The organism is Hydrogenophaga sp. L76 (assembly GCF_057654755.1).
The window spans coordinates 21,688-47,100 of the sequence record NZ_CM172807.1 but is presented as its reverse complement, the minus strand read 5'-3'; the positions used below and the strand labels follow the sequence as shown (position 1 = coordinate 47,100).

Below are 25,413 nucleotides of genomic sequence, written 5' to 3'. Positions count from 1 at the left end.
ATGCCCGCCGCCCTGCACACCCCTTCGTCGCCCGCCTCGCCCGCCGTCTCGTTCACCCGCTGGCTCGCCGTGGGCAGCCTGCTGGGCCTGATCGTGCTGGGCCTGGCCTGGGAACTCTGGCTCGCACCGCTGCGCCCGGGTGGCTCCTGGCTGGTGCTCAAGGTGTTGCCGCTGACGCTGCCGCTGGCCGGGCTGCTGAAAAACCGCATGTACACCTACCGCTGGCTCAGCCTGCTGGTGTGGGTGTATTTCACCGAAGGCGCGGTGCGCGCCACCAGCGACAGCGGCCTTTCCGCCGTGCTGGCGAGCATCGAGGTGCTGCTGTGCGTGCTGCTGTTCGTGGCCTGTGCGCTGCACGTGCGCATCCGCCAGCGCGCCGCCGGTGAGGAGGCCGTGGCCGCCGACAAGGCCCACCACGCCGCCGCCACCGGCGCCGCGGCCGATCCCGTCAACACCACCCCCCGCCCATGAACGCGCTGCTTGACCCACTGCGGGCCATCGTCGGCGCGCCCCACGTGCTCACGCACGACGACCCGACCACCGACTTGAGCGCCTGGGAAAACGACTGGCGCCAGCGCGCCCGCGGCCGTGCGCTGGCCGTGGTGCGCCCCGGGACCACCGCCGAAGTGGCTGCGGTGGTGAAGGCCTGTGCAGCGGCCGGTGCGTCCATCGTGCCGCAGGGCGGCAACACCGGCCTGGTGGTGGGCTCGGTGCCCGATGACAGCGGCAAGCAGGTCGTGCTGTCGCTCACGCGCATGAACCGCGTGCGCGCCATCGACGGCGCCAACCTCACCATGACGGTCGATGCCGGTTGCGTGCTGCAGACGCTGCAGGAAGCCGCCGAGAAAGCCGGTTTTCTGTTTCCCCTGAGCCTCGCGGCCGAAGGCAGTTGCACCATCGGCGGCAACCTCGCCACCAACGCCGGCGGCACGCAGGTGGTGCGCTACGGTAACGCGCGCGATCTCTGCCTGGGCCTGGAAGTGGTCACCGCGCAGGGCGCCGTGTGGCACGGTCTGACCGGCCTGCGCAAGGACAACACCGGCTATGACCTGCGCGACCTCTTCGTCGGCAGCGAGGGCACGCTCGGCGTCATCACCGCGGCCACCATGAAGCTCTACCCGCTGCCCGCCGCGCAGCTCACCGCCTGGGCCGCCGTGCCCAGCCTGGACGATGCGGTGGCCCTGCTGGGCCTGGCGCACCAGCACCTGGGTGCGGGCCTGACCGGCTTCGAGGTCATGGGCCAGTTCGCGCTGAGCCTGGTGGCCAAACACTTTCCGCAGCAGCGCGTGCCGCTGTGGGAAGACTCACCCTATTGCGTTCTGCTGGAAAACAGCGACAGCGAGTCCGAAGAACACGCGCGTGCGCAGTTCGAGCGCCTGCTGGAAACCGCGTTTGAAAACGGTGTGGTGAGCGACGCCGTGGTGGCCGAGAGCCTGCAGCAGGCCCACGCGCTCTGGCACATCCGCGAGAGCATCCCGCTGGCGCAGTCCGAAGAAGGCCTGAACATCAAACACGACATCAGCATCCCGGTCTCGCGCATCCCGGCCTTTTGCGCCGAGACCGACGCCCTTCTGGAGCGCGAGATTCCCGGCGTGCGCCTGGTCAACTTCGGCCACCTGGGTGACGGCAACCTGCACTACAACGTGCAGGCCCCCGCCGATGGCGATCCCAAGGCCTTCCTGCGTGATCAGGAGGCGCGCGTGAACACTCTGGTGTTCGACGCAGTCGCGCGCTTCGACGGTTCCATCAGCGCCGAACACGGCGTGGGCAGCCTCAAGGCCGACAAGCTGCCGCACTACAAGGACCCGGTCGCGCTGGCCCTGATGCGTTCCATCAAGCAGGCGCTGGACCCGCAGAACCTGCTGAACCCCGGTCGCGTGCTGCCGCGCTGACCCTGGCACCGGGTCACGCCGGCCTCTTTGCACACCGGGGGATCCGCCGCTTGGCCCACCTGCTCCTGCTCGCCATCGTCTACGTGTCGTTCGTCAGCCTGGGGCTGCCCGACGCCGTCATGGGCGTGATCTGGCCGGCGATGCGCGCGGACATGGACCAGCCCCTGGCGGCCCTGGGCGTGCTGACCCTCACCATGACGGTGTGCGCCGCGCTCAGCGCGGGCTTCGCCGGGCGCATCGTCGCACGGGTGGGCACCGGTGTGGTGGTCGCGGCCAGTTGCCTGATGACCGCGCTGGCCCTGGTGGGTTTCTCCGTCGCGCCTTCGTTTGCCTGGCTGGTGCTGCTGGCCATTCCGCTGGGCGCGGGCGGCGGCGCGGTGGATGCCAGCCTGAACCATTTCGTCGCGGCTCACTACTCGTCGCGCCACATGAACTGGCTGCACGGCTTCTGGGGCGTGGGGGCCACCACCGGCCCGGCCGTGATGGGCCTGGCGCTGGCCAGTCCGGGCGGCTGGACACGCGGCATCCTCGCCCTCGGGCTGGCCCAGCTCACCCTGGCCGCGCTGCTCTGGGCCACGCTGTCGCTCTGGCGGCGCGAGCGTAGCCAGCCGACGGACCCCGCTGCGACTGGCGAGCCGCCCGTGGTGTTCAAACCGGTCGCGCACCGCGCCCTGTGGCTGGCGCCGCTGTGTTTCATGTTCTACGTGGCGGCCGAGATGGGCACCGGCCTGTGGGCCGCCAGCATCCTGGTGAACGACCGGGGCATCAGCCTGGCGCAGGCGGGCTTCTGGGTCTCGCTGTATTTCGGCTCCATCACTGCGGGGCGTTTCGGCGTGGGCCTGGTTTCGGAACGCCTGGGCAACCGGCGGCTGGTGCGCCTGGGGGTCACGCTGGCATTGGCGGGCGCTGCCTTGTTCGCTCTGCCCGGCCTGCCGGCGCTGATGTCGCTGGCCGGTCTGGTGCTGATGGGTCTGGGCTGCGCACCCCTGTTTCCTTCGCTGATGCACGAAGCCGCGCGGCGCTTCCCGGCGGAGGTGGCGCGCACCGTGATCGGCCGGCAGATGATGGCCGCCTACGCGGGCGGCTCGGTCATCCCGGCCGGATTTGGCCTGCTGGCCACCTGGGTCGGGCTCGGCGCGGTGATGCCGATGGTGATGCTGCTGCTGATCGCCCTGCTGTGGGCGACGCGCGCACTCGACCGGCTGACCTGAACCGCCGCGGTATCAAGCGGCTTTCAGGCGCGCCTCGTTGAGCTGGAACGCGCGCAACGAAGCCGGCCGCGCCTGCACCCGAGCGGCGTAGGTCTCGAACACCGGCCGCTTCTCGATGGTGCCGAACATCAGGCCCCAGACCACGCTCGACCCGACGTAAACATCGGCCGCGGTGAACTGTTCACCGCACACATACGGTCCCTTCGACAGCCCGAGCTCCAGCGCATTCATCGTGTCGGCGTAACTGCCAAAGCCCACCATGGCGCTGCGGCCCGCTGGCACCTCCCAGCCGAACGAGCGCGCCACGGTGGCCTGCTCCAGCGGCCCGGCGGCGAAGAACAGCCAGCGGAAGAAGTCGGCCCGGGCCGGTGAACCGGGCGGCGGGATCAGGCCTTTTTCCGGGAACCGGTCGCCCAGGTAGGCGCAGATGGCCGCGGCCTCGGTCACCACCGCATCGCCGTGGCGCAGTGCCGGCACCTTGCCCATGGGGTTGACCGCCAAATACGCCGGCGCTTTCATGGTGCTGCCGTAGTCGAGCCAGACGGTCTCGTAGGGTTCACCCAGTTCTTCCATCATCCAGTGCGCGATGCGGCCACGGGACTGGGGGTTGGTGTAGAGCGTGAGTGAAGGCATGGCGGGGTCTCCTGTCGGCGTACAACGAGGCCGCATCGTAGTCGGCTGGCGGGTGTCGGTCCACCCTGGCGCAGGGGACGGTGCAGAGCGGGCACAATCCGGGTCTGGCCCACCCGTTGCCCATCGAAGTTGCCCCATGACCGACCACCGCCCCCAGCGCCCCGTGCGCTCGCAATACGAAGATTTCATGCGCCACGTCTTTGAGAACGGCGTGGACAAAGGCGACCGCACCGGCACCGGCACCAAGAGCGTCTTCGGCCACCAGATGCGCTTCGACCTCAACGAAGGCTTTCCTCTGGTGACCACCAAGAAGGTGTTCCTGAAGGCCATCATCGTCGAGCTGCTGTGGTTCCTGCGCGGCGACAGCAACGTGAAATGGCTACAAGAGCGCGGCTGCACGATCTGGGACGAGTGGGCGCGCGCCGACGGCGACCTCGGCCCGGTCTACGGCGTGCAGTGGCGCAGCTGGCCCACGCCCGACGGCGGCCACATCGACCAGATCACCGACGTGATCAACACCTTGAAGACCAACCCCGATTCGCGCCGCATCATCGTGAGCGCCTGGAACGTGGCCGAGCTCTCGAAGATGGCGCTCATGCCCTGCCACGCGTTCTTCCAGTTCTACGTGGCGCCACCCCAGAACCCGGGCGAACGCGGCAGGCTCAGCTGCCAGCTCTACCAGCGCAGCGCCGACATTTTTCTCGGCGTGCCCTTCAACATCGCCAGCTACGCGCTGCTCACCCACATGGTGGCGCAGCAGTGTGATCTCGACGTGGGCGAGTTCATCTGGACCGGCGGCGACTGCCACATCTACGACAACCACCACGAGCAGGTGGCCCTGCAACTGGGCCGCGCGCCCTTCGCCTACCCGACGCTGAACATCAAGCGCCGCCCCGACTCGATCTTCGACTACCAGTACGAAGACTTCGAGGTGCAGGGCTACGAGTGCCACCCGGCGATCAAAGCCCCGGTGGCAGTTTAGGAATGACCCCCACGCTTTCCCACTTCGTGTGGGCGCTGCCCCCCGAGGGGGCGCTCGCCGGCTTGGGGCGGCCCGGCGCCGGCTCGGCCCCGTGATCTCCCGCCGCCAGCTCTGGGCGCTGCTGGCCCTCACGCTCATGTGGGGCGTCAACTGGCCCATGATGAAGCTCTCGCTGCAGCAGCTCTCGCCGCTGTATTTCCGCGCCAGCACCATGCTGCTGGGCGCGGCCTGGTTGTTCGTCTACGTGGCGGCCCAGGGCGAGCGCATGCGCCCGGCCGGACGTGAATGGTGGGCCATCGTCTGGCTCGGACTGCCCAACGTGCTGGGCTGGCACACGCTGTCGATCTTCGGCGTGCAGGAGCTGGCCTCGGGGCGTGCGGCGATCCTGGGCTTCACCATGCCGATCTTCACCGTGCTGATCGGTGCGGCCTTCTTCGGTGAACGCATCACGCCGCGCGTGCGGCTCGCGGTGGTCTGCGCGCTCATCGCCGTGGGACTGCTGCTGTGGCACGAACTGCAGCGCCTGACCGGGCGCCCGGTGGGTATCGCCTGGATGCTGGGTGCAGCCGTGTCCTGGGCGCTGGGCACGCTGATGTTCCGCCGCGCGCACCTCACGCTCTCGCCCCTCGTGGTCACGGTCTGGATGCTGCTGCTCGGCAGCGCCGTGGTCTGGGTGCTGGCGCTGTCGCTGGAGCCGCTGCCCCGGCCGGCAACGTTCTCAACCATGACGTGGGTCAGCCTGGCCTACGGCGTGCTGATCAACTACGGCTTCGCACAGCTGATCTGGTTCGGCATGGCGCGCGACCTGCCGCCCGCCACCAGCGCCATGAGCGTGATGGCGATCCCGCTGGTGGGCACGCTGAGCGCCACCTTCATCATCGGCGAGGTGCCGCACTGGCAGGACTGGCTGGCGATGGGTTTCGTGATGCTGGCGATCGCCAGCGTGCTGCTGCCACCGGGTGCGTTGCGACGGCGGCCCGCCGCGGCACAATCGACGGATGCCTGACACCACCGCCCCAACGCCTGCCCGTTTGCACCTGATCTACGCCCGCGCCGCCAACGGCGTGATCGGCAAGGACAACGCCCTGCCCTGGCACTTGCCCGAAGACCTGGCGCACTTCAAGCGCACCACACTGGGCTGCCCGGTGATCATGGGTCGCAAGACCTGGGATTCGCTGCCGCCGAAGTTCCGGCCGCTGCCCGGGCGCCTCAACATCGTGGTCACGCGCGACACGGGCTGGGCGGCCGAAGGTGCGACCGTCGCCCTCTCGCTGGAAGCCGCACGCGACCACTGCCCGCCCGGCAGCGACGCCTGGGTGATCGGTGGCGCGCAGGTCTATGCGCAGGCGCTGCCCCTGGCCACCAGCGTGGTCGTGACCGAGATCGCGCAGGACTTCGAAGGCGACGCGTTCGCCCCCGAACTCGGCCCCGGGTGGACCGCCGTCGAGCGCGAAGACCAGGTGGCCGCGAACGGTCTGCCCTTCAGCTTCGTGACCTACCAGCGCGCCGCAGCCCGCTTACCTGCGGCCACAGTTCCTGGAACCTCACTGGCCCTTGACCTTGGCCAGCAGCGCGCTGACCTCGGCACGGCGGCCATCGTCGGCGATCTGGCGGCCGGCGCGACCGGGCGCCTGCAACGCCTTTTCAAGGTAAGGCACGGCCTTCTGCGGCTCGTCGGTCTGCACCAGGAAATCGGCGTAGAAGTAGTTGGGATCGATGCCCTGGGGGTTGATCGTCAGCGCCTTCTGCAGCAGCTCGCGCGCCTTGGCCTTGTCACCAAAACCCAACGGCCAGCCCGGCACCTTGTAATACAGCACGCCCAGGCTGTTGTAGGCCGAACCGTCGAGCGCGGCACCATCGATCTGGATCGCCGACTCGTACAGGCCTTTGGCCTGCTTCACCAGTGGCAGCGCACCGAGGCCGCCTTTTTCACCCGCCCAGGAACTCAGGATGATGCCTTCCCAGACCAGGGGTTCGGCACGACCGGCGAAGCTCTCGCTCACCTGGTGCGCCCGGGTCGCCAGGGCTTCAAAACGCTTCTCGCGCTCCTTGGCCGGCGTCTTGTAGTTGACCTGTTCCCAGGCTTGCTGGAGCTCGCGCACCGACTCTTCCACGGTGGCGGCGCTGGCCGCCAGCGGCACCGCCAGCAAGGCCAGGGCCGACAGCGTGGCACCCAGGAAACGGCGGCGCAGCGCGCCGACCCGGAGGGTTGGTTGGGTGGTATCAAACATGTTCAGATCCTTCATATCAAATGGGGGAGCTCAGCGGAGTGATCACCGGAGGGCGATCGGTGGTGGCGGCTGCGGGCAACGCGCGGCTGTTGCGCTTGAAGCCCGCATCGAGCCAGGTGGGCGCGAGGCCGTTGAGGCGCACGGCCAGCGACTCGGGAAAACCCACGAACCGCTCGGCCGCTTCGCTCTCCAGCAGCGCCAGCAACTCGACCGCCACGGTCTGCGGGCTGTCCATCGCGGTGCCGGTGGCCTGGTTGTAGGCCTCCACCGCCTCGTTGTTGAAATCGGTGCGCGTGCTGCGCGGGCCGAGGTACTGCACCTTCACCGGTGTCTCCTGCAGCTCGCGGCGCAAGGCTTCGGCGAAACCGCGCAGGCCGAACTTGCTTGCGCTGTAGGCACTGAAGCCGGGCAGACCCAGGCGTCCAAGCACCGAACCGACGCAGATCACCTGGGCCTTCGGCTGGGTGAGCAGGTGCGGCAGCATGGCCTGCGTCAGCAGCATGGGCGCGATCAGGTTGGTCTGCACCACGGCCTGGATGTCGCGGGCATCGAGCGACTGCAGGCGACCGAACGATGCGAGGCCGGCGTTGTGCACCAGCACGTTGCAGCCCCAGGCGGATGCCAGCACCGACAGGCTCGCCAGGTCCTCCGGGCGCGACAGATCGGCCACCCGGAAGTCAACGCGGGGCGACTTCACACCGGTCAGCTGGGACAGCTCGCTGGCCTGGACCGCCAGGCCCGCCGCCGATCGGCCGACCAGCATCACGGCAGCACCCGCCTTCAGCAGCGCCTGCGCCACGGGCTGACCGATGCCACCGCTGGCGCCCGTGAGCACCACGCGCGCACTGGATGCCTTCATGCCAGCGCCTCCTGCTTGCCCGTTGCCTGGGCCTTGACCACGGGCAGCGGCAGGCCGCGGAAGACGTCACCGTAGAGGCGGAAGAAAGCGCGGGCGCCGTGCACGATGTCGCGCTGGTCCTGCGGGTCCTCGATCTGGTCCATCAGCAGCGCAAAATGGGCGGTGTGTTCCTGGTCCAGCGTGCCGTGCGAGCGCAGGTAGCTGAAGGCCGCATCCGGCAGACCGAGCGGCTGCTGGATGCTGTCGGCCGCCAGCAAGGCCAGCGACACGCTGGTGCCTTCAAGCACATGCACCATGCCGAAGAAGCCCAGCGGATTGCGCCGGGCGATGGTGTCGTAGGCATAGGCCACCATCACTTCGGTGGCGTGGCTTGGCTGACCGTTGCGCACCGCCTCGGCGTCGGCACCGCAGGCGCGGATGTCGTCGAGGATCCATTCCTCGTGGCCGCGTTCTTCTTCGACGTATTCGTCCATCGCGTCGTTGAGCCAGGCGTGGTGCGCCGGCAGCGCGGCCTTGCAGGCCTGCAGCAGGGGCACGGTGTGCTTGACGTGGTGGTAGGCCTCGGTCAGGAAGGCCACATAGCTCGGCAGGGACACCACGCCCTGCAGGCAGCCCTGGATGATGGGGGCGGACAGCAGCCCCATGCGGGCCTGTTCGGTTTCTTTCAGCAGCTCGGCGTGAAATGGCATGTTGGTCTTTCGGAGAGGGGGAGATCGGTTCAGAAGGCGGCGTCGGCCAGCAGGCCGAGCGCTTCGGCATGGCGGGCCAGAATGGCATCGCGCTGGGGCCGTCCGTTGGCCGTGGCCATGCCGGTGTCGGCCGAAAAAGCAGCGGCGGCGCGGACCCAGTGGCGGATCCGGGCGTAGTCGGGCAAGCTGGCGTTGGCCACGTGCACGGCAGCGTGCAGCTCCGAGTCAGCGATGGCCGGGTTCGTCGGCCAGAGCACCGCGCTGAGCGCGGCCTGGCCGTCCCCCAGCACCACGGCCTGGCCGATCGCGCTTTCGCCGCGCAAGGCGGTCTCCACCCACTCGGGCGACACGTTGCGGCCAAAGGCGGTGATCAGCACGTTCTTGCGGCGTCCACGCACCTGCACAAAGCCGTCGGCGTCGATGTGCCCGAGATCGCCGGTGGGCCACCAGTCCGGTGGCGCCTTCGGGTCACCCAGGTAGCCCGCGAACAGGCTGCCGCTCACTTCCAGTTCGCCATCGCGGGTGACCCGCACGCTGGCGTGCGGCAGCGGCTTGCCGGCGCTGCCGGGGCGGTCGGCACCGGGCAGGTTCAGCGTCTGCACCGAAGCCCCTTCCGACAGTCCATAGCCCTCATAGGCCGGAATGCCCAGCCGGTGCGCGGCCTCGATCAGCGGCGCCCCGACGGCCGCACCGCCCACGGCGACCATGCGCAGCGAGGCCGGCGCTCGCTGCCCCTGGCGGGAGAGCCAGCCGACCCAGGCCCGCAGCATCTGCGGCAGCAGGATCAGGCTGTTCGGCTGGTGCTGTTGCACGGCTGCGTGGAAGCGGGCCGGATCGAAGCTCGACGAACCGGTGAGACCCAGATCGCCCAGGGGCAACACGATGATTTCGGCCCCGCGCGCCAGGGGCGCCATCACACCCGCGATGTTTTCCAGCAGCACGGCCAACGGCAACGCACACAGGTGGCGGCGGATGCCCAGCGGCTCCAGCGCCTGCACCAGGCCATCGGCCACCTGCCGCATGCCCTGCGCGGTCAGGCAGACCCCTTTGGGCTGGCCGGTCGTGCCTGAAGTGAAGGTGATCTTGGCCGTACCGGCCGGAAAGGTCTGTTGCAGCGCGGGCAGGCGCAGGCATTGCAGGGCCTGACCGGCCACAGTGCAGTCCTGGCGCGGTGCGTGGGCCCACTGGTTGGCCACGGCTTCGGTGGTCAGCAGGCTGTCCACGCCCGCGGCCATCAGCGCATGAGCGATCTGCGCTGGCGTGAAAAACGCGGGCAGCGGCACGTGCACCACACCCGCCAGCCCGGCGGCCAGATCGGCCACCACCCAGGCGGGCGAGTTGTCCATCAGCGTGGCCAGCACGCGTGTGCCCTGGGCCCGCAACACATGTGCCAAGGTTTGCGCGGCCTCGTGCATGGCCGCGTACGTGATGCTGCGCTGGCCGTCGTTCAACGCGATGGTGGTTGCGTCGGTGTTCAAGAAGCGGCTCCCGCGCTGCGCTGGCGGCGCTCCAGCAGACGCAAGGCCTGCTGCACCTGGCCGGCCAGGACCACCGGGTGGTGCTCGTAGTAGCTGCCCCACTCGGAAGCCGCATCACCCAGGGCCTGCGCGTCGGCGCGCCCCAGCGCCAGCGGCGTGACACCCAGGCGCACGAACAGGTGGCGCAGTTCTTCGGTCAGCGTGCTGACCACCCACGAAGCCCCTTCCACCGCGAGGTGGTGCGCCATCAGAAAGATCAGGCGACGGCCTTCACCCGGCCGCTCAGCGGCCAGGTGACCCACTTCAAAAATGCCTTCCGGCGCCACCGCTGCGCCACTCTGGTGCGCGGCCAGCAACTGCCCGATCGGCGCGTCGAGGTAACGCTGCAGGAACAGCGTGCCCTGGTGCGCCCGCCGGTACCCGGCTGCGGCAACAATCTGCTGGCTCAGCGGATCGCGCAGGCACACCAGCGTGGGCGCAAAACCCGTCACCCGGGCGCCAAACCGGCGTGCGTACACGCGGCCAATGAAGGCTTCGACTTCGCCACGCCGCGGATCGTCCACGGTGTGCACGGTCAGGCGGGGTACGGGCGCTGGCGCGACCAGGGTCGGCAGGCGATCATCCGGAAAAGAGGACAGGGCCATCAACATCCAAGCTCCTTGTGTCAGCCCCGGTTTCCAGATGAACCGGGTGACTTCAGGCGCATGGTGGGCGGGCCACATTAAATGGTCCTTAACCGGTGAGGGCCGTGCCGGCATGAGCGGCAAAACCTAGAATGGCGGCTCCTCTTCCACCTGCCCGCCCCCATGCAACTCGCCACCTGGAACATCAACTCCCTCAACGTGCGCCTGTCCCAGGTGCTGGACTGGCTGGCGGCCCATCCGGTGGACGTGCTGGCGCTGCAGGAACTCAAGCTCACCGATGACAAGTTCCCCGTCCAGGCCTTCACCGACATCGGCTACCAGGCCCAGTGGTTCGGGCAGAAGACCTACAACGGAGTGGCGCTGCTGAGCAAGGTGCCCGCCGTTGACGTCATCAAGAACATCCCCGGCTTTCAAGACGAGCAGTCGCGCGTGTTGTGTGGCACGTTTGACGGCGTGCGGGTGATCTGCGCTTACTTCCCCAATGGCCAGGAGCCCGGCAGCGACAAGTTCGCCTACAAGATGCGCTGGCTCGACGCCCTGCGCGAGTGGCTGCGCGCCGAGCTGGCGGCGCATCCGCAACTGGTGTTGATGGGCGACTACAACATCACCTTCGACGACGCCGACGTGTGGGACCCGGTGGGCCTGCGCGAAACCATCCACTGCACCACCGAAGAACGCACCCACCTGCAGGCGCTGATCGGTCTCGGTCTGACGGACTCGGTGCGCCTGTTTCCGCAACCCGAGAAGAACTACAGCTGGTGGGACTACCGCGATTTTGCGTTCCGCCGCAACCGCGGCATGCGGATTGACCACATCCTGGTCAGCGAAGCGCTGAAGACCCGCGCCACCGCCTGTGAGGTGGACAAGCTGCCGCGCAAGAACGAGCGCCCCAGCGACCACGCGCCGGTGGTGCTCACTCTAAATTGAGTTCTTGAATTTTGCGGGTGATGGTGTTGCGCCCGATGCCCAGCTTCTGGGCCGCTTCGATGCGGCGACCCCGGGTGTTCGCCAGCGCCGTCTGGATCAGGCAGGTTTCAAAACGGTGCGTGAGCACATCCCACACATCGGTGCGCCCCGCTTCCAGCAAAGCCTGGGCCTCGGCCTGCAATCCCGACTCCCATGCCGGCACACTGCCCTCCGCGGGTGGCATCACCATGGCCACGGGAGGCACCGAGGCAGGCAGCGGCGAAGTCCAGGCCGAAGCGACGGATTCCGGCATCGCCGCGACCGCAGGCGGTTCGTTGTCCACCGGGGCCGTGTCCGCCATGGCCAGCACTTCGGGGGGCAGATCCTTGAGGTCAACCACCTGCGAGGGCGCCATGACCGTCAGCCAGTGGCACACGTTCTCCAGCTGGCGCACGTTGCCCGGGAAGTCAAAAGTGCCGAGCAGCTTGAGTGCCGCCTCGGAGATGCGCTTGGGTTCCACGCCGAGCTGCTTGGCGCTCTGCTGCAGGAAGAAGCGCGTGAGCATGGGCACGTCTTCACGCCGCTCGCGCAACGCGGGCAGGCGCAGGCGGATCACGTTGAGGCGGTGAAACAGGTCCTCGCGGAACACGCCTTCCTTGACCCGCTGCTCCAGGTTCTGGTGCGTGGCCGCGATCACCCGCACATTGGCGCGCACCGCGCTGTGGCCGCCCACGCGGTAGAAATGGCCGTCGGAGAGCACCCGCAGCAAACGCGTCTGCAGGTCAAACGGCATGTCGCCGATTTCGTCGAGGAACAGCGTGCCGCCATCGGCCTGCTCGAAGCGGCCGCGGCGCATGGTCTGCGCACCGGTGAAGGCACCACGCTCATGGCCGAAGAGTTCGGACTCCAGCAGGTCTTTCGGGATCGCCGCGGTGTTGATCGCCACAAAGGGCCCACCCGAACGCGGCGAGTGTTTGTGCAGCGCACGCGCCACCAGTTCCTTGCCCGAACCCGACTCGCCCGTGATCAGCACCGTCACCTGGCTCTGGCTCAGTCGGCCGATGGCACGGAACACGTCCTGCATGGCCGGCGCCTGGCCCAGCATCTCGGGCGCGGCCGTCATGCGTTCTTCGGCCACTTCCTCGCGCTGGCTCTCTTCCACCGCGCGACGGATCAGCTCCACCGCCTTGGGCAGATCGAACGGCTTGGGCAGGTACTCGAAGGCACCGCCCTGGAAGGCCGAGACCGCGCTGTCCAGATCGGAGAACGCGGTCATGATGATGACCGGCAGGCCAGGCAGTTTTTCCTTGACCTTTTCCAGCAGATCCAGACCCGAGCCACCGGGCATGCGGATGTCGCTCACGAGAATCTGCGGACCTTCGCTCTCGGGCGTTTCGGCCAGGGCCTTGAGCACTTCCTGCGGGTTGGTGAAACTGCGCGTGGGCAGGTTCTCTCGAAGCAGGGCTTTCTCCAACACGAAGCGGATCGATTGATCGTCATCCACTATCCAGATCGGCTTCATGTGTTCGTGTTCCCTTCGTCAGTCGAGGCGTTGTTGTTTCGGTTTCACGGCAACGGAATCAGCAGTTTGAAATCCGTGTGACCGGGCACGCTCTCACACTCGATCAGGCCATGGTGCTGCTGGACAAAAGTTTGAGCCAGCGTGAGTCCGAGACCCGAACCCCCATCGCGTCCCGACACCAGCGGGAAAAAGATGCGGTCCTTGATCGAGTCTGGAACGCCAGGCCCGTTGTCGATCACATGCAATTCCAGTGCCAGCCGATAACGCTGCTTGCCGAAGGTCACTTGCCGGCCGACGCGCGTGCGCAGCGTGATCTGCGCATCGCCCGCCGCAATGCGCTCGCCCAGCGCCTGCGCCGCGTTGTGCGCGATGTTGAGCACCGCCTGGATGAGCTGCTCGCGGTCGCCGCGGAACTCGGGGATGGAGGTGTCGTAGTCACGCACCACCTTCAGCCCTCTGGGAAACTCCGCCACGATCAGCGAACGCACACGCTCGCAGACTTCGTGGATGTTCACGTCACCCACCACGTGCGGGCGGCGGTGCGGCGCGAGCAGCCGGTCCACCAGCGACTGCAGGCGGTCGGCCTCGTGGATGATGACCTGGGTGTATTCGATCAGCTCCTTGGAGTCGAGCTCCATCTGCAGCAGCTGCGCGGCGCCCCGGATGCCACCCAGCGGGTTCTTGATCTCGTGCGCCAGGTTGCGGATCAGTTCCTTGTTGGCCTGCGCCTGATCGATCAGGCGCTCCTCGCGCTCCTGCCGGGTTTGCAGCTCCAGCGGCAACAGTTCCACGATGACTTCGCCCGGCACCTCGGTCTGCGCCACCACCACGTGCACCGGCAACGGTTCGTGGGTGGCGCGCTTGAGCCAGGTGTCGTAGCGCAGCGCCGCGAACTCGTTGCCCCGGGCGCCGCTCAGGGCGCTTTGCAGCAGCGTGGGCTCGGTGAAACAGTCCTGCAACCGCGAGCCGGTGATGCTGCGCCGGGACATGCCCAGCGCATCTTCCAGTGCGGTGTTCGCGTACAGCACGACGCCATCAGCCGCGACCACGGCCACCAGGGTGGCCAGCATGTCGAGCGATTGAAACCGGCCCGTGGGCAAGAGCGCAGGAAACGTGTCGTGCTCTGCAGGAGGGGCCGCTTCGAGGCGGGCGGAGAGGGGAAGTGTGGTGGGCTTTTTCAAGCCACCTATTTTGCGGCAGAACCGGACGGCGCCCCGGACCCGCTGTGCCTGTTGAGCTCATTGCGGATGCTGGTCACATCGCTCTCGGCACGCGCAACGGCCGCCTTGAGCTCGGCAACCCGGTCCAGATAGCGCTGGTAGTTGCGCGATTCGATGCCTTCTTTTTCCGGCTCGCCATTGGCATAGGCCTTCTTGGCATCAACCAGACGCGCTTCCGCGCGGCGGAGTTCGGTCTCCAGGATGGCACGTGCATCGCTGTCGCGAGCGCGTTGCTCGGCCGAATCCGTGCGGGTGTTGCCGTTGCGCGCCGGTGCACTGCTGGATCGTGGCGCACTGGGCGCGACCGTGCGTTGTGGCACGGGACCCTGGATGATGGTGATGTTGCCACCCTCCATGAGCTTGCAGCCCCGGCTCTTGGCCACCTCGGCATTGTTGGTGTACTCGTTGCCGCAGCGGTAGATGCGCTCCTGTGCCTGCGCCTGGACCAGGCACAGCCCGGCCAGACAGGCAACGAGCCCACGAATCGTGTGGGTGGAATTCAAGTTCAGCAAATCGGCTTCTCCGTCTCAGGAACTCTGGTCAGTTGATTTTTCAGTATGACCCAGATTGCTCACAAAAGTGCCCAGATGGGGTGCCCGGGTGGTGAAATTGCCGCACTCCCCATGCAAAAAGGGACGGTCAAAGCCGTCCCTTCCGTTTGGGGTCCACGTTGAACGCGGGCCACTGAAAACCCGCCCGGTCAAGCCGGGACAGGGATCACAGGCTGTAGTACATGTCGAATTCGACCGGCGCCACTTCGATGCGGCCCCGGTTGACTTCGGCCGTCTTCAGCTCGATGTAGGCGTCGAGCATGGAGTCGGTGAACACACCACCCTTGGTCAGGAAGGCGCGGTCCTTGTCCAGGTACTCCAGCGCCATGTCCAGGCTGTGGCAGACGGTCGGCACCAGCTTGTCTTCTTCCGGCGGCAGGTGGTACAGATCCTTGGTGGCGGCTTCGCCCGGGTGGATCTTGTTTTCCACGCCGTCCAGACCGGCCATCAGCAGGGCCGAGAAGCCCAGATAGGGGTTCATCAGGGGATCGGGGAAGCGGGCTTCCACGCGACGGCCCTTGGGGTTCGCAACGTACGGGATGCGGATCGAGGCCGAGCGGTTCTTGGCCGAGTAGGCCAGCTTCACCGGCGCTTCAAAGTGCGGCACCAGACGGCGGTAGCTGTTGGTACCGGGATTGGTGATGGCGTTCAGGGCACGGGCGTGCTTGATGATGCCGCCGATGTAGTACAGCGCAAACTCGCTCAGGCCGGCATAGCCGTCGCCAGCGAACAGGTTCTTGCCGTCTTTCCAGACCGACTGGTGCACGTGCATGCCGGAACCGTTGTCACCGGCGTAGGGCTTGGGCATGAAGGTGGCGGTCTTGCCGTAGGCGTTGGCGACGTTGTGAACCACGTACTTCTGCAGGATGGTCCAGTCGGCGCGCTGCACCAGGGTGCTGAAGCGGGTGCCGATTTCGTTCTGGCCGGCGCCGGCCACTTCGTGGTGGAACACCTCGACCGGAATGCCCAGCGATTCGAGGATCAGCGCCATCTCGGCGCGCATGTCCTGCGTGCTGTCGACCGGGGGCACGGGGAAGTAGCCGCCCTTGACGGTGGGACGGTGGCCGCGGTTGCCGCCTTCGAGCTTGGCGCCCTTGTTCCAGGGGGCTTCGTACTCTTCGATTTCGTAGAAGGTGTGGCCCGGGGCGGTGCTCCAGCGCACGCCATCGAACAGGAAAAACTCGGGTTCCGGTCCGAAGAAGGCGGTGTCGCCCAGGCCGGTGGACTTGAGATAGGCCTCGGCGCGCTTGGCGATGGAACGCGGATCGCGGTCGTAGGCCTTGCCGTCGGCAGGCTCGATCACGTCACAGGTCAGGATCAGGGTCGTTTCTTCGTAGAAAGGATCGATGTTGGCCGTGTTCGGATCGGGAACCAGCTGCATGTCCGAGGCTTCGATGCCCTTCCAGCCCGCGATGGACGAACCATCAAACGCATGACCCGAAATGAATTTGTCCTCGTCGAAATGCGAGACGGGCACGGTGGTGTGCTGCTGCGCACCACGGGTGTCGGTGAAACGAAAGTCGACGAATTTGACTTCGTTGTCTTTCACCATTTGCATCACGTCTGCGACGGTCTTGGCCATCAAATACTCCTGTTACTTGGTAGGTGGAAATAGATACGACTCTGGTGTGAAGCAGTTTTTGTGCCATTTCTCGACCCATGGATGACGGGTCCACAAACCTGGTTCGCACGCGGCCGGCCATTATGGCGCAGGCCACCTGATCCGCCATGGCCTTGAATGCTCAATCACGCCAGCCAACACCGTGGTGACAACGCGGCGCCACGCACCCCATCAACAAGCACCAAACAGGTGCAAAAGGCCAAAGCACCAAACAGGTGCAAACCTTCAACGCACCATTTCAGGGCCCAATGGGGCGCCGTGGGCGCGCAAACCGGCCAGCAACTGGTTGAAGGCCGCGGTTACCGCCGCGGGCTCCCCTTTCACCCCGAGTTCGATGTGGCGGCCAAAAACCGGGTGGTCCACGCTGGGCAGGCTGAACACCTTGACGGGATGCTGCCGCTCGATCTGCTCCATCAACGGCGTGAGCGTGGCCTCCATGGCGCCCATGACCACCACCGACCGCTCCAGCCAGCAACCAGCGCGGTGCAGATGGGCGTAGGTCTGGTCGAGCACCGCTTCGATCATGGGCCAGGCCATCACCGGAAACCCGGGCAAAAAATGCACCGCGCCCCCGCCCGGACCATCGCAGGAAAAGCCTGGAATCCTGTTGTACGGATTGGCGATGATCCTGGCACCCACCGGGAACACGCCCATGTTGAAGCGGTGCACGTTATCGGGGCGCTCCGGGTCGTACACCTCTCCGCGCTCTTGAGCCAGATCGCGCATGCGCTGCTCGATGAGCACCTGCGCCTGCGGATGCAGGGCCAGATCACATCCCAGCGCCGCAGCCGCACACTGGCGCGTGTGGTCATCGGGCGTGGCGCCGATGCCGCCGCAGGAAAAAACCACATCGGATGAGGCAAACGCTTCGCGCAGGGCCGCTGTGATGCGCGGACGCTCGTCGCCCAGGCAGCGCGCCCAGGCCAGCGAAAGGCCACGCGCCTGTAGCAGTTCGATCACCTTGGGCAGGTGTTTGTCGGCCCGTTTGCCCGAAAGGATTTCGTCGCCAATGATGATCAGGCCGAAGGATGGCGCTGCGGGTTCGCTCGAAGACATGAAGGGGGTTCAACTTCCGGAAGACGTGGATGGCGGTAAAAAAGGCGGCGTGCCGGGCCCATCCGGCGGTGGGTCAATCCGGCCCGGGTCCGCCTGAGGCTCCGCCTCAAGGATCTCGACCGCCGTGGTCGCCCGCAGACGCTCCAGCGCCGCCAGGGCGAAATGGGCAAACCAGAGGGACGCAAAGGCAAAGACCAGTGTGTAGATCCAGATCGCGACCGGAATCAGCAGCGGAGCCAGGGCGATCAGCATGGCGCCCGATGCCCAGATCAGGCTGGGGGCTGCACCGAGATAGCCGCTGAGGATGCCCATCAGCAACAAGGTGCCCCGGTGCTCCCGCATCAGCGCCTTGCGCTCCGGAGCGCTGGCATGCACCGCCAGCGCATCAAAGGCAAACACCCGGTACGTGAGCCAGCCCCAGATCAGTGGCGGCACGATCAACACCAGCGGCGGCACCAGCCACAGTGGCATCGACACCAGCAACGCGACCAGCGCCAGCAGCGTGGAGCCGAGCGACCAGAGCACGCTCACGATCAGCGAGCCGCCCTGCTTGCGCTCCATGGCTGGAAAGCGGCGCTGACCCACCAGCTCGACCATGGCGGGCGTCATGAACAATGCCACCAGCAGCAGCGACAGCACCACGATCACCGGCGTGGCCAGCACGAGCACCAGCAGCGGTGCGAAGACCGCCCGCAAGGCGCCCATGCCCACCCGATCCAGCCAGCCCAAGGCACCCTGCACGAATCCATAGGTTTCCAGCCAGGCCGTCACGGAGGCGACCGTTGATTCCCAGAAAAAGTAGCCCAGGCCAAACGACAGTGCCACCATCAGGACCAGCGGCAGAAACGACAGCGCGATCACCCGCGGATGCATGCAATACACCGCAGCACGCCAGAAAGCATGGAGCATGGGTTTCATCGCAGCAAGAATACAGGCTTTCAACCCGCCAGGGCCCCGCCGGACCCGACCGAGTGTCAAGGCATGAACCGTGAATCCCGACCTCGAACCGGCCATCATCGATCCACACCGCCATCCCATGAACAGCACCCCCATCGACGGCATCCAGCTGGAAACCGTCCACCTGCCCGGCCCCCCGGATCGCGCACCGCTGGTGTTTCTGCACGAAGGGCTGGGCAGCGTGTCCATGTGGCAGCAGCGCGGGCAAGACTGGCCGCGCGAACTCTGCGCCGCCACCGGTCGTGCCGGCTGGGTCTATTCGCGCCGCGGCTATGGCCAATCGGATCCGGTTGCCGATGTCAGGGGGCCATCGCGCTGGCAGGGCAGCTGGCATGTGGGTCGCCACGAACCGGACTACATGCACCTGGAGGCCTTCAACGTCCTGCCCACGCTGCTCGCCGCCTGGGGCGTGGAACGCCCGGTGCTGGTGGGGCACTCGGACGGCGCCAGCATCGCACTGCTGCACGCCAGCCGCCACCCCGTGAGCGCCTGCGTGGTCTTGGCGCCGCATGTTTTTGTCGAAGAAGTCGCCCTGAACGCCATCGCACAAGCGCGCAACGCCTATCTGCCCGACGCCACCGGCAACGCCCAAAACCCGCGAGCAGGCAACCAGAACCTGCGCGACCGGCTCGCGCGCCACCACGCCGATGTCGACAATGCGTTCTGGCAATGGAACGACATCTGGCTGAGCGACGCCTTTCGGGCTTTTGACATCCGCCCCGAATGCCGGGAGATCCAGGCACCGCTGCTCGCCATCCAGGGACTTCAGGACGAATACGGCAGCCTGGAACAGTTGCGCGAGATCGAGCGCGCGGCGCCTCATGCCCGGACACTGGAGATACCCGATTGTGGACACAGCCCGCACCGCGACCACCCCGCCACCCTGACCAGCGCCATCGAACGTTTTCTCGCCTCCTTGCCCTGAATCCTCCGTCCGGGGGATGTACGCGGACAGCCACCTTGGGCACAATTTCTGGCCGCACCCCCCCCGACCCGCATCACCAGAACAATCACCCCATCCACACGCTGGCGCACAGCCCCCAGATCAACCGCGTCAGCCGCCGGCAGGCTCTGTGGCTGTTCGGCTGGCCCCGGTCGGAACCTCCCCGTGCAGACCCACGCCACGCATCAGCCTTCCGCAACCCCACAAGGCCCCTCCAAACCGCAAGGAAGTCACGATCAAGCCGTGCGATATCACCACAAAAGTAACCATTCTTGTATCAAAAATATACATTTGACACATCATTCCTACGTATCTGCCTTGAGTCCCTCTTCACCATGAACTCCTGGAACAACCCATGGCTGCTGGCCGTGCTGGCACCTGCGCTGGTGGTGCTGGGTGCGGTGCTGCACCGCTATTGGGAAGCCAGGCAGGCCAAGGCGCGCCGACGCATTCCCAAACACTGGCCCCTGAGCGCCCGCTCCATCACCAACAGCGAAGAAGCGCGCGTCTGGCACTGGCTGGCTCGCGCGTTCTACGACCACCACATCATGATCAAGTTGCCGGTCACGCGCTTCACCCTGCCGCGGGACAAGGAAAATGGCATGGACTGGTACAAGTTGCTCGGTGGCGTGTACTGCACGTTCACCATCTGCAAGTCCGATGGCCGTGTGGTGGGTTGCCTGGATGTGCCGGGTCGCAACGCCCTGCCACGCAGCACGCGCCTGCTCAAACACTCGCTGCTCACCCAGTGTGGCCTGCCTTACTGGGTGGTTCGCTCCAGTGCCCTGCCCACGGTTTCAGAGATCCGGGCCGAATTCCTGGGCGAAACGCCCACCGCCCAGTCCATGCGCGAACGCGAGCAGGAAGAGCGCGCCATGATCGCCGCGCAAAACAACCTGCGTTCGGCACTCACCCGCCAGCGCGGCAGCCGCCAGAGCGATTTCAGCCCCCTGTCCACCTGGCCCAGCAGCACCTCCGGCGAGTCCCGGGCCAGCGAACTCGGCTCGCAATGGCAGGAAAATTCCTTCCTCATCCCTCTCGACAGTCGCAAGGGCGAGTTGCTCTGAGTGGCGCGCTCGCTCAGGTGGGCTTCGAAGCGGGCACCTTCAGCGTCAGGGCCGCGACCTCTTCACCGCTGAGCCAGCGCCATTGACCCGGCGCCAGCTCGCCGGAGAGCTGCAAACCGCCGATGGACGACCGGTGCAAACCCTCCACCCGATTGCCCACAGCAGCCACCATGCGCTTGACCTGGTGGTATTTGCCCTCGGTCAGCGTGAGCTGCAGGTGGTGTTCACCCACAGCGCGACAAGCCGCCGCCTTCACCGGCCGGGGATCGTCATCCAGCACCACGCCAGCCAGCAAACGCGCCACCTGATCCGGGGTGATCGGATGCTTGAGTTGCGCCTCATACACCTTGGGCACATGGTGCCGCGGTGAAGTCAGACGGTGAATGAACTTGCCGTCGTCCGAGAGCAGCAGCAGGCCCGTGGTGTCCTGATCCAGGCGCCCCACGGCTTGCACACCCGCGGCGGCACCACCTCCGCGCATGCGCAAGGGGCCAGGCAACAGGGTGTAGATGCTGGGGTAGGTGCTGGGCTTCTGCGAACACTCCGTTCCCGCCGGCTTGTGAAGCAACAGATAAGCCAGCGCATGGTATTCCCAGCGCTCACCCTGCACCCAGAAAACCAGCCCCTGCTCGTCCACCACTTTGGCCGGGTCTTCGCAGACCTGCCGCTGCTCACCCAACTGCACCAGCCCCTGCTGCACCAGGCCGCAGCAAACGCGGCGTGTGCCGAAGCCCTGGGAAAAAAGAATGTCCTGCAACTGCATCATGATCGGGAATACCACCGCGGTTGAACATGAACCGCACGAATGGGCAGACAAGAAAAAGCCCCGAAGCAATGACGCTTCGGGGCTTTCTGGTTGTGGTGGGCTGGGGTCTATTGAAAGATGCCCCAGAGCCAGCAAAAACATTTGAATCCGCGTCAAACCGGAACCAATTTGTTCCCCGGTTTGTTCCCCGGTTCCGTGCCCGCTGCCGCGTCTCGTTCATGCCAAAGAAAAAAAAGCCTAGGCAGAATTAGAACACGGCTCAAGCGGTCAAGTCGTGTTGTCGCACCACCACGGCTCCAAGCTGCACAGGTCGAGCACCACTGCAATGCCAGGCTGCTGTGAACCTTGCGCAACTACCCAGACAACGAAGCTCGAGAAACGACGCCGACCGAAAGTAAAACCATCGCTGCGGCCCCCAAGGTTCCCAGCGTCATGGAAGGTTGATCAGTAAGCTCGGTCATAACCTCCCCATCGGCGGGAGCGCCACGAACGGCTCCCTATCGAGATGTACGGTCTGTCGACGTGGCTCCAAGCACGGTTCCACTCACCTTTTTGCCTGTTGGCAGCCCAACAGATCAGATCATCCAAGTCTCGCAACGAGTGGCAAAGCACCAACATAACGGATCGCAATATCGTGTGACAGGGCGATGCGTTCGTAGAACTGGCTGTTGACTCGGCGCACGGCTCAAGCCGCAGCGGAGGTGTTCAGTTTTGTAGAAGCAGCGCGCCGTGAGGGTACTGACCGGCTACAGGCGCACATGCGCGGACAACGGCAGGGTGAAAGCTTGGCAAAAGCGCTCAGGGGGTACGGAAATCCGAGACAGCGTCTCGGACACCGGGGTGGTGAATGCCGATTGCGCAGACGCTGTCTGCGCAATCATGGGGCTGGTGAATTCATCAGACGGTGTCTGGCAAATCTGTGTGACCGGCCATGCCAGGTACAAGAACCTCATCTGCTGAAGGTTTTTCCGGCTGAAACCACGACCGAAACGACTCGTCAAGTACTCGGTGAGGCGAACGATCAAGGCTTCTCCAAAGGCGGGTCAATGCCCGATTGCGTCGATCAGAGTCTGCCGTGCTAAGACCGCTTGAGTGACACCTCGGACCCGCGCGACCTTTGTCACAGCATCACCGATGCCTTGCAGGTCAATGGCAACTCGATCAGCGAAACAGGTGCCACAGCCCGGCCACTCCGCTGGCAGGTCAAGCGGCATCCATTTGCCGGCGTGCACCGGCGAGCGCATCCGCGACAAGATCGCCGCCAGCAAGCGCAAAGGGATGTGGATGGGTGGCGTGCCGCCGCTCGGCTTCGACGTCGAGAACCGTCTGCTGGTCATCAACGACACCGAGGCGGCGGTGGTGCGGCGCATCTTCGAGGAGATGTTGACCATCGGCTCGCCCACCCAGATTGCCGCCAACCTGACGCTGGATGGCATCACCACCAAGGCCTGGACGACACAGGATGGCCAGACTCGGGCTGGCACGCGAATCGACAAGAAGTACCTGCACAAGCTGCTGCGCAACCGCATCTACCTTGGTGAGTTGTCGCACAAGGGCAGTTGGTACCCGGGCGTGCATCAAGCCATCATCGATCCCGGGTTGTGGGGGCGGGTTCACGAGGTGCTGGCCAAAGACGGCCACACCCGGTCGGTGGAAACCAAGATCAGGTCGCGCACCGACGCCTTGCTGCGCGGCCTGCTGTACGCGCCCTCGGGCGAGCGGATGTACCCGACCTACTCGCGCAAGAACGGGCGCAAGTACCACTACTACGTGTCCAAGTCGGAAGCGCGCTTCGGCGCGCCGGGCAAGGGCTACGAGCGCCTGCCCGCGCTGGAGATCGAGGGGGCGGTAGTGGCCCAAATCCGAACGGTGCTGACCAGCCCGGAGACCGTGGCGTCGGTGGTGCGGCACATCCAACAGAACCAGAAAAAACTGGGGGCCCAGATCGACGAGGCCACCACCGTGATGGCCATGGCTGGGTTCGGACGCCTCAACAACGTGTGGGATCAACTGTTCCCGGTCGAGCGCCACCGCATCGCCAATCTGATGATCGAGCGCATCGACCTCGTCCACGCGGGCGAGGTGCAGGGGATCAAGGTGAAGTGGCGTGAGGTAGGTTGGAACGCGCTCATCGAGGAGTTCGCCCCGGACAGCATTGGTGCTGAACTGCTGGAGGTCGAAGCCTGATGATTGATCCGATGGAAACCTTTGTGCCCCTGACGTTTCGCCGACGGGGCGTCCAACGCGTGGCTGCCGACGACCGGCACATCCACGACGTGACACTGCTCGACGGTGTGGCACGGGCCTTCTACTGGCAACACCTGCTGGACACCGGCGCGATGCAGAGCGGGTCGGCCATCGCCCGCGCCGAGAAGCTGCACCACTCGGTGGTCAACGAACTGCTGCGACTGACCCTGCTGGCCCCCGACATCATTGAGCAGTTCATGGCGGGCAAGCAGCCACGGCGGCTGACGCTGATGTGGTTTCAGCGAAACCGGCTGATGGTGGACTGGCACGCCCAGCGCCAGCTCATGGCCAGTTTTGAGGAGGATGTGTGAGCAAGAAGCATCGCGGCCACGCCAAGGGCGACCCAGTGACGTATCAGACGCCGCTGCCTGCTGGCGGCGTGCAGATGGAGATCCGCGGCGTGACAGCGGCCAAGACACCCTATGTTCGCTTTGACCTGAACGACTATTCCATCCCCCACACCCACGTACAGCGCAGCCTGAGCGTGCACGCCAGCCTGCATGAGGTGCGTATTCTGGACGGCCAGCAGGCACTGGCCACGCACCCGCGTTGCTGGGACAAGGCTCAGCAGATCGAGATCGAGGCCCATGTGCAGGAACTGGTGCAGCACAAGCGAGCCGCGCGAGCCCATCGCGACACGGACCGCCTGGTGCACGCGCTGCCTCAGGTGCAGGATTTGCTGACAGAGGCGGCCAAGCGGGGTGAGCCGCTGGGACGCATCGCCCGTGAGTTGCAGGAACTCCTGGATGTGCATGGACGCACGCAGATGACGGCCGCCGTCGCCGATGCCATGAGCCGCGGTGTGCCGCACCCCCATGCGGTTCGTCTGGCGCTGCAACACCAACGCCAACGCCAGCGCCAGCAGCAAACCCCGCCCCCGCTGGGCGTGGCCCTGTCCGCGCAGGTGCGCGCGCGCGACATCGCCGTGCGCCCCCACAGCCTGGACAGCTATGACCGTCTCACGCAGGAGAGTGACGATGCCAGCAACTGATTCGGCCACACTCAAACACCGCGCCCAGGCGTTGCAACTGCACGGGGTGCTGGCCAACTGGAGTACCTGCTGCACCGAACCCTGGGTGGGCACATTGCTGGACTGGGAAGAGCAGGAGAGAACCCGCCGATCCATGGAGCGGCGCCTGCACAGTGCGCGCATCGGGCGCTTCAAGCCCTTGGTGGATTACGACTGGCGCTGGCCCGAGCAGATTGACCAGGCCAGCGTGAGCGAGCTGATGACGCTGCAGTTCCTGCAAAACGCCAGCAACGCCATCCTGGTGGGGCCCTCCGGGGTCGGCAAGACCACGATCGCGCAGAACATTGCGCACCAGGCGGTGTTGCAGGGACACACCGTCCTGTTCACCACCGCCGGCAAGCTGCTGGGCGAGCTGGCCAGTCTGGACAGCGATTCGGCACTGCGCACCCGGCTGCGCCACTACGCCAGGCCAGAGCTCCTGGCCATTGATGAGGTCGGGTATCTGTCGTATTCCAGCCGCTATGCCGATCTGCTGTTCGAGTTGATCAGCCGGCGCCACGAGCACAAGAGCACGCTGATCACCACGAACAAATCGTTTGCCGAGTGGGGTGAAGTGTTCCCCAACGCGGCCTGCGTGGTCGCACTCGTGGACCGCCTGGTCCACCACGCCGAAATTGTCGGTATCAAGGGCCAGTCGTACCGGCACAAGGAGGCACAAGAACGCGCCCGGGCGCGCACCGCAAAGCGCAAACCGTCGAAGGAAACAGCATGAAGCCGTGGCACCCGCCTTCAGGACTGCACCATGGGCTGCCCTTCACGGTGGACGACACCTGGACACCAGAGCAGGCCTTGGCGGTGATGGAGTTGCTTGATGATCTGCGCGATCGCGTCTGGACCCATTACGGCCGGGTCATCCAGAACCTGCTGCGCGAGCAGCGCGTGACACAGTGAATCGCTGGACGACTTTG

The 25,413-nt window shown here is 66.0% G+C and carries 26 protein-coding genes and 3 pseudogenes; 15 read left to right on the top strand and 14 right to left on the bottom strand.

Features of this window, described 5'->3' with window-relative positions; all coding sequences use genetic code 11:
• From AC23D4_RS00215 to AC23D4_RS00205, 3 genes are read left to right on the top strand one after another with little or no spacing between them, the layout of a single operon-like run.
• Complete coding sequence (locus AC23D4_RS00215) at nt 1–471, top strand: DUF2069 domain-containing protein (RefSeq protein WP_472888888.1); 471 nt, start codon at nt 1–3, stop codon at nt 469–471.
• Nucleotides 468–1,892 carry an FAD-binding oxidoreductase gene (locus tag AC23D4_RS00210; protein ID WP_472888889.1) on the top strand — a complete coding sequence of 475 codons (1,425 nt, stop codon included), beginning with the start codon at nt 468–470 and terminating at the stop codon, nt 1,890–1,892. Before AC23D4_RS00215 ends, AC23D4_RS00210 begins: the two co-directional genes overlap by 4 nt.
• 50 nt (nt 1,893–1,942) lie before the next feature.
• Nucleotides 1,943–3,103 (top strand): MFS transporter, encoded by a 1,161-nt coding sequence (locus AC23D4_RS00205; RefSeq protein ID WP_472888890.1) that lies wholly within the window; start codon nt 1,943–1,945, stop codon nt 3,101–3,103.
• A 12-nt stretch (nt 3,104–3,115) separates the two neighbouring features.
• Here AC23D4_RS00205 and AC23D4_RS00200 read toward each other — a convergent pair whose 3' ends face one another.
• Nucleotides 3,116–3,736, bottom strand: a complete 621-nt coding sequence (locus tag AC23D4_RS00200; RefSeq protein ID WP_472888891.1) for a glutathione S-transferase family protein — start codon at nt 3,734–3,736, stop codon at nt 3,116–3,118.
• A gap of 136 nt (nt 3,737–3,872) precedes the next feature.
• On the opposite strand from AC23D4_RS00200, the gene AC23D4_RS00195 reads away from it, so the two are divergent.
• The 3 genes and pseudogenes from AC23D4_RS00195 to AC23D4_RS00185 all read left to right on the top strand — a co-directional run.
• Complete coding sequence (locus AC23D4_RS00195) at nt 3,873–4,718, top strand: thymidylate synthase (protein ID WP_472888892.1); 846 nt, start codon at nt 3,873–3,875, stop codon at nt 4,716–4,718.
• A gap of 91 nt (nt 4,719–4,809) precedes the next feature.
• Nucleotides 4,810–5,724 (top strand): DMT family transporter, encoded by a 915-nt coding sequence (locus tag AC23D4_RS00190; protein WP_472888893.1) that lies wholly within the window; start codon nt 4,810–4,812, stop codon nt 5,722–5,724.
• Nucleotides 5,717–6,223, top strand: a pseudogene (locus AC23D4_RS00185) (dihydrofolate reductase); the annotation flags it as partial. The gene AC23D4_RS00190 and the pseudogene AC23D4_RS00185, both read left to right, overlap by 8 nt.
• A 39-nt stretch (nt 6,224–6,262) precedes the next feature.
• Here the strand turns inward: AC23D4_RS00185 and AC23D4_RS00180 are convergent.
• From AC23D4_RS00180 to AC23D4_RS00160, 5 genes are read right to left on the bottom strand one after another with little or no spacing between them, the layout of a single operon-like run.
• On the bottom strand, nt 6,263–6,949 hold the full coding sequence (locus AC23D4_RS00180; RefSeq protein WP_472888894.1) for a tetratricopeptide repeat protein: 687 nt from the start codon (nt 6,947–6,949) through the stop codon (nt 6,263–6,265).
• Nucleotides 6,950–6,965: 16 nt separating this feature from the next.
• A complete protein-coding gene (locus AC23D4_RS00175) occupies nt 6,966–7,808 on the bottom strand; it encodes an SDR family oxidoreductase (protein WP_472888895.1) in 843 nt (280 codons plus the stop codon).
• Nucleotides 7,805–8,497 (bottom strand): iron-containing redox enzyme family protein, encoded by a 693-nt coding sequence (locus tag AC23D4_RS00170; protein ID WP_472888896.1) that lies wholly within the window; start codon nt 8,495–8,497, stop codon nt 7,805–7,807. Before AC23D4_RS00170 ends, AC23D4_RS00175 begins: the two co-directional genes overlap by 4 nt.
• Nucleotides 8,498–8,526: 29 nt before the next feature.
• Nucleotides 8,527–9,975: an AMP-binding protein gene (locus AC23D4_RS00165; RefSeq protein ID WP_472888897.1), complete on the bottom strand. Its 1,449-nt coding sequence runs from the start codon at nt 9,973–9,975 to the stop codon at nt 8,527–8,529.
• The gene (locus AC23D4_RS00160; protein ID WP_472888898.1) at nt 9,972–10,619 is read right to left on the bottom strand and encodes a thermostable hemolysin; all 648 of its coding nucleotides are present in this window, start codon (nt 10,617–10,619) and stop codon (nt 9,972–9,974) included. The genes AC23D4_RS00165 and AC23D4_RS00160 overlap by 4 nt, the downstream gene beginning before the upstream one ends.
• A gap of 162 nt (nt 10,620–10,781) precedes the next feature.
• Here AC23D4_RS00160 and xth point away from each other — a divergent pair, with 162 nt between their 5' ends.
• On the top strand, nt 10,782–11,546 hold the full coding sequence (gene xth / locus AC23D4_RS00155; RefSeq protein WP_472888899.1) for an exodeoxyribonuclease III: 765 nt from the start codon (nt 10,782–10,784) through the stop codon (nt 11,544–11,546).
• Here xth and ntrC read toward each other — a convergent pair.
• The 6 genes from ntrC to AC23D4_RS00125 form a co-directional block, all read right to left on the bottom strand.
• Nucleotides 11,533–13,047, bottom strand: a complete 1,515-nt coding sequence (gene ntrC, locus AC23D4_RS00150) for a nitrogen regulation protein NR(I) (protein ID WP_472888900.1) — start codon at nt 13,045–13,047, stop codon at nt 11,533–11,535. The genes xth and ntrC overlap by 14 nt on opposite strands.
• A 44-nt stretch (nt 13,048–13,091) precedes the next feature.
• Complete coding sequence (gene glnL / locus AC23D4_RS00145) at nt 13,092–14,117, bottom strand: nitrogen regulation protein NR(II) (protein ID WP_472888909.1); 1,026 nt, start codon at nt 14,115–14,117, stop codon at nt 13,092–13,094.
• Between the two features lie 116 nt (nt 14,118–14,233).
• Nucleotides 14,234–14,770, bottom strand: a complete 537-nt coding sequence (locus AC23D4_RS00140) for a hypothetical protein (RefSeq protein WP_472888901.1) — start codon at nt 14,768–14,770, stop codon at nt 14,234–14,236.
• Between the two features lie 214 nt (nt 14,771–14,984).
• Nucleotides 14,985–16,400: a type I glutamate--ammonia ligase gene (gene glnA / locus AC23D4_RS00135; RefSeq protein ID WP_472888902.1), complete on the bottom strand. Its 1,416-nt coding sequence runs from the start codon at nt 16,398–16,400 to the stop codon at nt 14,985–14,987.
• A 264-nt stretch (nt 16,401–16,664) separates the two neighbouring features.
• Complete coding sequence (locus AC23D4_RS00130; RefSeq protein ID WP_472888903.1) at nt 16,665–17,495, bottom strand: competence/damage-inducible protein A; 831 nt, start codon at nt 17,493–17,495, stop codon at nt 16,665–16,667.
• A 9-nt stretch (nt 17,496–17,504) separates the two neighbouring features.
• Nucleotides 17,505–18,413, bottom strand: coding sequence for an EI24 domain-containing protein (locus tag AC23D4_RS00125; protein WP_472888904.1), 909 nt, complete (start codon nt 18,411–18,413; stop codon nt 17,505–17,507).
• A gap of 70 nt (nt 18,414–18,483) precedes the next feature.
• On the opposite strand from AC23D4_RS00125, the gene AC23D4_RS00120 reads away from it, so the two are divergent.
• Together AC23D4_RS00120 and AC23D4_RS00115 are read left to right on the top strand one after the other, a co-directional pair.
• Entirely contained in the window at nt 18,484–19,377 is an 894-nt protein-coding gene (locus tag AC23D4_RS00120) for an alpha/beta fold hydrolase (RefSeq protein ID WP_487623676.1), read from the top strand.
• 353 nt (nt 19,378–19,730) lie between these two features.
• Nucleotides 19,731–20,462: a DUF2726 domain-containing protein gene (locus tag AC23D4_RS00115; protein WP_472888906.1), complete on the top strand. Its 732-nt coding sequence runs from the start codon at nt 19,731–19,733 to the stop codon at nt 20,460–20,462.
• A gap of 13 nt (nt 20,463–20,475) precedes the next feature.
• On the opposite strand, the gene AC23D4_RS00110 is transcribed toward AC23D4_RS00115, so the two are convergent.
• Both AC23D4_RS00110 and AC23D4_RS00105 read right to left on the bottom strand, forming a co-directional pair.
• Nucleotides 20,476–21,225: a 16S rRNA pseudouridine(516) synthase gene (locus AC23D4_RS00110; protein WP_472888910.1), complete on the bottom strand. Its 750-nt coding sequence runs from the start codon at nt 21,223–21,225 to the stop codon at nt 20,476–20,478.
• Nucleotides 21,226–21,974: 749 nt separating this feature from the next.
• Nucleotides 21,975–22,229, bottom strand: a complete 255-nt coding sequence (locus AC23D4_RS00105) for a hypothetical protein (protein ID WP_487623748.1) — start codon at nt 22,227–22,229, stop codon at nt 21,975–21,977.
• A gap of 229 nt (nt 22,230–22,458) precedes the next feature.
• On the opposite strand from AC23D4_RS00105, the pseudogene AC23D4_RS00100 reads away from it, so the two are divergent.
• The 6 genes and pseudogenes from AC23D4_RS00100 to AC23D4_RS00075 form a co-directional block, all read left to right on the top strand.
• Nucleotides 22,459–23,415 (top strand): annotated as a pseudogene (locus AC23D4_RS00100) (recombinase family protein); the annotation flags it as partial.
• On the top strand, nt 23,415–23,786 hold the full coding sequence (locus AC23D4_RS00095; protein ID WP_487623675.1) for a site-specific recombinase resolvase: 372 nt from the start codon (nt 23,415–23,417) through the stop codon (nt 23,784–23,786). The pseudogene AC23D4_RS00100 and the gene AC23D4_RS00095, both read left to right, overlap by 1 nt.
• Nucleotides 23,783–23,866 (top strand): annotated as a pseudogene (locus AC23D4_RS00090) (LacI family transcriptional regulator); the annotation flags it as partial. The gene AC23D4_RS00095 and the pseudogene AC23D4_RS00090, both read left to right, overlap by 4 nt.
• On the top strand, nt 23,861–24,466 hold the full coding sequence (locus AC23D4_RS00085) for a Mu transposase domain-containing protein (RefSeq protein WP_487623747.1): 606 nt from the start codon (nt 23,861–23,863) through the stop codon (nt 24,464–24,466). The pseudogene AC23D4_RS00090 and the gene AC23D4_RS00085, both read left to right, overlap by 6 nt.
• Nucleotides 24,453–25,217 (top strand): IS21-like element helper ATPase IstB, encoded by a 765-nt coding sequence (gene istB / locus AC23D4_RS00080; RefSeq protein ID WP_472888557.1) that lies wholly within the window; start codon nt 24,453–24,455, stop codon nt 25,215–25,217. The genes AC23D4_RS00085 and istB overlap by 14 nt, the downstream gene beginning before the upstream one ends.
• Nucleotides 25,214–25,396 carry a hypothetical protein gene (locus AC23D4_RS00075; protein WP_305335885.1) on the top strand — a complete coding sequence of 61 codons (183 nt, stop codon included), beginning with the start codon at nt 25,214–25,216 and terminating at the stop codon, nt 25,394–25,396. Before istB ends, AC23D4_RS00075 begins: the two co-directional genes overlap by 4 nt.
• The last annotated feature ends 17 nt before the right edge of the window (nt 25,397–25,413 follow it).